Consider the following 5,710-nt stretch of genomic DNA (forward strand, 5'->3'; position numbering starts at 1 on the left):
TGGTTGATCGCGCCCACGCGGCGGAGCCGCATATGTGCACAGCCCCGCGCCCCTGACGGGGCGCTCTCCCCCCGTAGGGTTCTTGTTGACGGAGGGAGTTGTGGTGAGTGCTAGTGCCGTGCGTGTGCAGGGGCTGTGGAAGCGGTTCGGGCAGCAGGTCGCCGTGGGTGGGGTGGATCTCGAGTTGCCCGCGGGCAAGTTCATCGGGCTCGTCGGGCCGAACGGGGCCGGGAAGACCACCACGCTCTCCATGGTCACCGGGCTGCTCCGGCCGGACCAGGGGTCGGTCGAGGTCGTCGGGCACGACGTGTGGCGCGATCCGGTCGAGGTGAAGGCCAGGATCGGCGTGCTGCCCGAGGGGCTGCGGCTGTTCGAGCGGCTGTCGGGGCGGGAGCTGCTGGCCTACTCGGGACGGCTGCGCGGGCTGCCCGGGGCCGAGGTGGACAAGCGGGCCACGCAGTTGCTGGACGTGCTCGACCTGGCCGGGGCCCAGCACAAGCTGGTCGTCGACTACTCGACCGGCATGCGCAAGAAGATCGGCCTGGCGACCGCGCTGCTGCACAACCCCGAAGTGCTGTTCCTGGACGAGCCGTTCGAGGGCGTCGACCCGGTGTCGGCGCAGACCATCCGGGGCGTCCTGGAGCGCTACACCGCGTCCGGCGCCACCGTCGTCTTCTCCTCGCACGTGATGGAGCTGGTGGAGTCGCTGTGCGACTGGGTGGCCGTCATGGCCGCCGGACGCATCCGCGCCACCGGCACCCTCGCCGAAGTCCGCGGTGACGCGGCCTCGTTGCAGGAGGCGTTCCTCGAACTCGTCGGCGCGGGCGCCCGGGACTCCGGCAGCGACCTCGACTGGCTGGGCGGCGGGGCGCGATGAGCGCGCGGACCGCCCCGGCAGCGCCGGCCACGCCCCTGACGGCCGTGTTCGTCCGGCTGAAACTGTCCCTGCTGCGCAACGGGCTGCGGCAGTCCGGCGGGCGCCGGACCGCCTACATCGCCTCGGCCGTCTGCGTCCTGCTCTTCGCCGCGCTCCAGCTGATCGGCCTGGTCGCCCTGCGCGGGTACGCGCACGTGGACGCGCTGGTCGTGCTGCTCGCGGCGGTGCTCGCACTGGGCTGGGCGGTGATGCCGCTGTTCTTCCCGAGCGGCGACGAGACGCTCGACCCGACGCGGCTGGTGATGCTGCCGCTGCGCCCCCGGCCGCTGGTGCGGGCCCTGCTCACGGCCTCGCTGGTGGGCATCGGGCCGCTGTTCACGCTGTGCATGTTCGCCGGTTCCGTGGTCGCGGTCGCGCACGGCGGGGCGGCGTTCGCCGTCGGCGTCGTCGGCGCCGTCCTCGCGCTGCTGGTGTGCGTGACGCTCGCGCGGGCCGTCGCCGCCGCCAACGTGCGGCTGCTGACCAGCCGCAAGGGCCGCGACCTGGCGGTGCTGAGCGGCCTGGTCGTCGCGGTCGGGGCGCAGCTGGTCAACTTCGGCGCGCAGCGCCTCGGCACCTCCGGTCTGGAGCAGCTCGACCCGGTGGCCGACGTGCTGCGCTGGGTGCCGCCCGCGACGGCGGTCGGCGCGATGGACGCGGCGAGCGACGGGTCGTACGGCATCGCCGTCGCCCAGCTGGCGCTGACCGCGGCGGCCCTGGTGCTGCTGCTGTGGGTGTGGGCGCGGCACCTGACCCGGCTGATGACCTCGCCCGACGGGTCCACGCTCCAGGCGGCCGAGGGCAGGCCCGCCCGCGAGCCGGGCTCCGCGGGCCTCGCCCGGCTGCTCCCGGCGGGCCGCACCGGCACCACCATGGAACGCTCCCTGCGGTACGTCTGGCGCGATCCGAAGACCAAGGCGGCCTGGGTGACCTCGCTCGCCATCGGCCTGATCGTGCCGGTGTTCAACGCCTGGCAGGGCACCGGCTCGGTCTACTTCGCCTGCTTCGCCGCCGGGATGCTCGGCATCCAGATGTACAACCAGTTCGGCCAGGACACGTCCGCGTTCTGGATCGTCGCGATGACGATCTCCTCGACCCGGGACGCCTACGTCGAGCTGCGCGCCCGCGCGCTGGCCCTGCTGCTGATCACGCTGCCGTACGCCACCCTCGTCACCGTCCTGACCACCGCGATGCTCGACGACTGGCGGAAGCTGCCCGAGGCGCTCGGCCTGTCCTTCGCGCTGCTCGGCGCGATGCTCGCGACCGGCGCCTGGTCCTCGGCCCGCTTCCCGTACTCCATTCCGCAGGAGGGCCACAAGAACGTCGTCCCCGGTCAGGTGGGGCTGGCCTGGATCTCCATCGTCGGCGGCATGGTGGGCGCCGCCCTGCTGTGCGCGCCGGTCATCGCGCTGACGATCTGGCTGAACGTGCGCGAGGGCGGCGACGCGTGGGGCCCGGTACTGCTGCCGGTGGGCGCGGTGTACGGCGCGGCGCTCACCGTGCTCGGCCTGCGTCTGGCGGCCCCGCGGACGGCGCGGCGGCTGCCGGAGATCCTGGCGGCGGTGAGCAAGGGGTGAGGGCGACGGGAGACGGTGACGGGGGCGCTCAGCCTTCCCTGAGGGCGTCCAGGAACGGTTCGATGGCCGCCCGCCACGCCTCCGGCTGGTCGTAGTGCACGAGGTGGCCGGCGTCGGCGACCTCCGCGTACCGGCCGCGCGGCAGGACCCGGACCATCTCCTGGGCCTCGGCGCGGCCCAGCTCGCCGTCCAGGCCGCGCACGACCAGGGTGGGGCAGCGGACCTGGGCCAGCTCCTCCCAGTGGGCGTCGTAGACCCAGGTCTCGCGGGAGCGGAGCATCTGCTCGGGTTCGAAGACGGGGCGCCAGCCGTCCGGGGACTCGGCCATCACCTCGGCGTAGAACTCGCCCCGGGCCGGGTTCGGCCGCTCGACCCAGGGGTCGTCCTCGCCGAACCACTTGCGCACGTCGGCGAGCGTCGCGAACGGGACCGGCCAGGCCCGGAACCACTCGTCCCACACGCGCTGCGAGGCGGCGCCGAGCGCGGAGGCCCGCATGTCGCAGATGATCAGGCCGCGGACCAGATCGGGCCGTTTGGCGGCGAGCTGCCAGGCGGTGAGCGCTCCCATGGCGTGACCGACGAGGACGGCCGGGCCGAGGCCGAGCTGCTCCAGGGCGGCCTCGACGTCCTCGACGTAGGCCTCCCGGGTGTAGGCGCCCCGCGGGGGCTTGTCGCTGCGGCCGTGGCCGCGCTGGTCGAGGGCGACGGCCCGATGGCGCGCGGAGAGCCAGCGCGCCGTGGGCGCCCAGTGCGACGCGCGGCCCATCAGGCCGTGCAGTAACAGCACGCCCGGGAGGCCGCCGTGCGCATCCGCCGGGTCAGTGCCGTGCGCCCCGTCGGTCTTGGGAGGGTCGCCGAACTCCCAGGCGGCGAGGCGTACCCCGCCCGCGCCGGTGACGTCGATGCGCCGCGCCATAGGTCCTGGCACCCCCAAGTGTCGCGCCCTGTCGTGCCCGCGCCGTGTCGTCCCTGCGCTTCTTTTCGTATCCACGCTCGTCATACCTGGCGCCTGTCGTACGGGCCGTTCGTGTCCGACCACCGCAGAGTATCGAATGAGTATTCGAAAATGCCGTCCCGCTGGGCAACACCCCTCATTCGAGTGACACCCCTCAGTGATTGATCGCCGTCGCCGGGGGGAGATCTTCAGCGGGAGGCGGACCGCTCGGGGAAAACGGTCCGAGGGGATTGACCCTGAGAGCTCGGGGCTCCGGGTCAGCACAGGGGAGGACAGGCCCCGGCGCCGCAAGGCGCCGGGGCCCTCTCCGTCCTACCGGCATGTCCACTCCCCTCCCCGGCCCGGCCGACATCGCTGTCGGGCCGCGGCCCAGAGCCCTCACGCCCTCCGTCTCACGCGACAGCCTGGCACGCGGAGCGCGCGACCGCTGCGATTCGGCGCACCCCGTCGCGGAAACGACGGGATCGGCACGGTGGCGCGAAAACCCCCGCGCGGACGCTCAGCGCTTGGCGACGAACACGTGGGACGCGACGTCCGACTCCAGCTCGGCCGCCTCGCCGCCGCTGCCCACCAGCACACCGCCCGCCGACTCCGTCACGCTCACCACCGAGCCCGGCTGCACACCGGCCCGGCGCAGCGTGTACATCAGCTGCGCGTCCGTCTGGATCGGCTCGCCGATGCGGCGCACGACGACCGTCTTGCCCTCGGGGCCCGGGCCGAGGTCGGCGAGCGACACCATGCCCTCGTCCAGGAACGGGTCGGCGCTGTCCGTCTCGCCCAGCTCCTCCAGGCCCGGGATCGGATTGCCGTACGGCGACTCGGTCGGGTGCCGCAGCAGCTCCAGCACGCGGCGCTCGACGGCCTCGCTCATCACGTGCTCCCAGCGACACGCCTCGGCGTGCACCTGCTCCCACTCCAGGCCGATCACGTCGACGAGCAGACACTCCGCGAGCCGGTGCTTGCGCATCACGCGCGTCGCCAGCCGGCGGCCCTCCTCGGTCAGCTCCAGATGCCGGTCGGCCGCCACGGACACCAGACCGTCGCGCTCCATCCGCGCCACCGTCTGGCTGACCGTCGGGCCGCTCTGGTCGAGCCGCTCGGCGATACGGGCACGCATGGGGACCACACCTTCCTCCTCCAGCTCGAGGATGGTGCGGAGATACATCTCCGTGGTGTCGATCAGTCCGGACATACGTGCCCCTTGTGAGTCTGCCGGAGGACCGGGCCCACCGGCGCGTACGTGGCCCTGCACTCAATTCTGACGCATACCACCGACAAGCGTCCCTCGCCGCCGCAAGTCGGCTGGGACCGGCCCCTCCGGACACACCCCGGCGCGGCCCTCTCGGCCGTATTGACACCGCACAGGTCCAGACCGCACCGTGATCCGCGACGCAGCCACACGAAGGGGTCCCGCATGAGCGACCGCAAGCCGGCCGGCCAGTTCCTCGACGCGGCGATCGACCTGCTGCGACGCGTCCGCGACGAGGAGGCCGACGCCATCGAGGCGGCCGGCACCCTGCTCGCCGACACCGTCCGCGACGGGGGCCGCCTCTTCGCCTTCGGCGCCGGTCACTCCTCGCTCGCCGCGCAGGACGTCGTCTACCGCGCCGGCGGACTCGCCCTGATGAACCTGCTCACCGTGCCCGGTGTCGTCGGCGTCGACGTCATGCCGGCCACGCTGGGCTCCGCCCTGGAGCGCGTCGACGGCCTCGCGAGCGCCGTGCTGGACTCCTCGCCGCTGCGCGCGGGCGACGCCCTGGTGATCATCTCCCTGTCCGGGCGCAACGCGCTCCCCGTGGAGATGGCCATGAACGCCCGCGCGCTCGGGGTGAGGGTCATCGGCGTGACCTCGGTGGCGTACGCCTCCGAGACCCGCTCCCGGCACACCTCCGGCACGTTCCTGAAGGACCACTGCGACCTCGTCCTCGACTCCAAGATCGCCGTCGGCGACGCGGAACTCACCCTCGACACCGTGCCGGCGCCCTTCGCGCCCGCGTCCACCGTCGTCACCACGGCGCTGATGCAGGCCGTGATGGCCACGGCGGCCGGCGCCCTCGCCGACCACGGCATCGAACCGCCCCTGCTGCGCTCCGGCAACGTGGACGGCGGCCACGAGTGGAACGGCCGCGTACTGGACGAGTACGGCGACCGCATCTTCTACCGCCGCTGACGCCTGAGCGGGACCCGGCCGTGACGCGCGGCCGGGGGCCGCCCCGCTGGAAGCCGCCCGACGGGCCGTGCCTACCGTGGCGAACCCGGCCG

Annotated in this window: 5 protein-coding genes; 3 read left to right on the plus strand and 2 right to left on the minus strand. The window is 73.3% G+C overall.

Features of this window, described 5'->3' with window-relative positions; translation table 11 throughout:
• The first annotated feature begins 85 nt into the window (after positions 1-85).
• Complete coding sequence (locus GTW67_RS13020; RefSeq protein ID WP_161164978.1) at positions 86-877, plus strand: ABC transporter ATP-binding protein; 792 nt, start codon at positions 86-88, stop codon at positions 875-877.
• On the plus strand, positions 874-2,493 hold the full coding sequence (locus GTW67_RS13025; protein ID WP_161164974.1) for a transporter: 1,620 nt from the start codon (positions 874-876) through the stop codon (positions 2,491-2,493). Before GTW67_RS13020 ends, GTW67_RS13025 begins: the two co-directional genes overlap by 4 nt.
• A gap of 28 nt (positions 2,494-2,521) precedes the next feature.
• On the opposite strand, the gene GTW67_RS13030 is transcribed toward GTW67_RS13025, so the two are convergent.
• Both GTW67_RS13030 and GTW67_RS13035 read right to left on the minus strand, forming a co-directional pair.
• A complete protein-coding gene (locus GTW67_RS13030; protein WP_161164975.1) occupies positions 2,522-3,409 on the minus strand; it encodes an alpha/beta fold hydrolase in 888 nt (295 codons plus the stop codon).
• Between the two features lie 538 nt (positions 3,410-3,947).
• On the minus strand, positions 3,948-4,640 hold the full coding sequence (locus GTW67_RS13035; protein ID WP_161164976.1) for an iron-dependent transcriptional repressor DtxR: 693 nt from the start codon (positions 4,638-4,640) through the stop codon (positions 3,948-3,950).
• A gap of 222 nt (positions 4,641-4,862) precedes the next feature.
• On the opposite strand from GTW67_RS13035, the gene GTW67_RS13040 reads away from it, so the two are divergent.
• A complete protein-coding gene (locus GTW67_RS13040) occupies positions 4,863-5,618 on the plus strand; it encodes an SIS domain-containing protein (RefSeq protein WP_161164977.1) in 756 nt (251 codons plus the stop codon).
• Positions 5,619-5,710: the final 92 nt, after the last annotated feature.

This window comes from Streptomyces sp. SID5910 (genome assembly GCF_009862125.1).
Classification (GTDB): domain Bacteria; phylum Actinomycetota; class Actinomycetes; order Streptomycetales; family Streptomycetaceae; genus Streptomyces.

Coding starts and splice junctions, on each gene's coding strand:
- GTW67_RS13025 (WP_161164974.1), top strand. CDS start 874: ATGAGCGCGCGGACCGCCCCGGCAGCGCCGGCCACGCCCCTGACGGCC.
- GTW67_RS13030 (WP_161164975.1), bottom strand. CDS start 3,409: ATGGCGCGGCGCATCGACGTCACCGGCGCGGGCGGGGTACGCCTCGCC.
- GTW67_RS13035 (WP_161164976.1), bottom strand. CDS start 4,640: ATGTCCGGACTGATCGACACCACGGAGATGTATCTCCGCACCATCCTC.
- GTW67_RS13040 (WP_161164977.1), top strand. CDS start 4,863: ATGAGCGACCGCAAGCCGGCCGGCCAGTTCCTCGACGCGGCGATCGAC.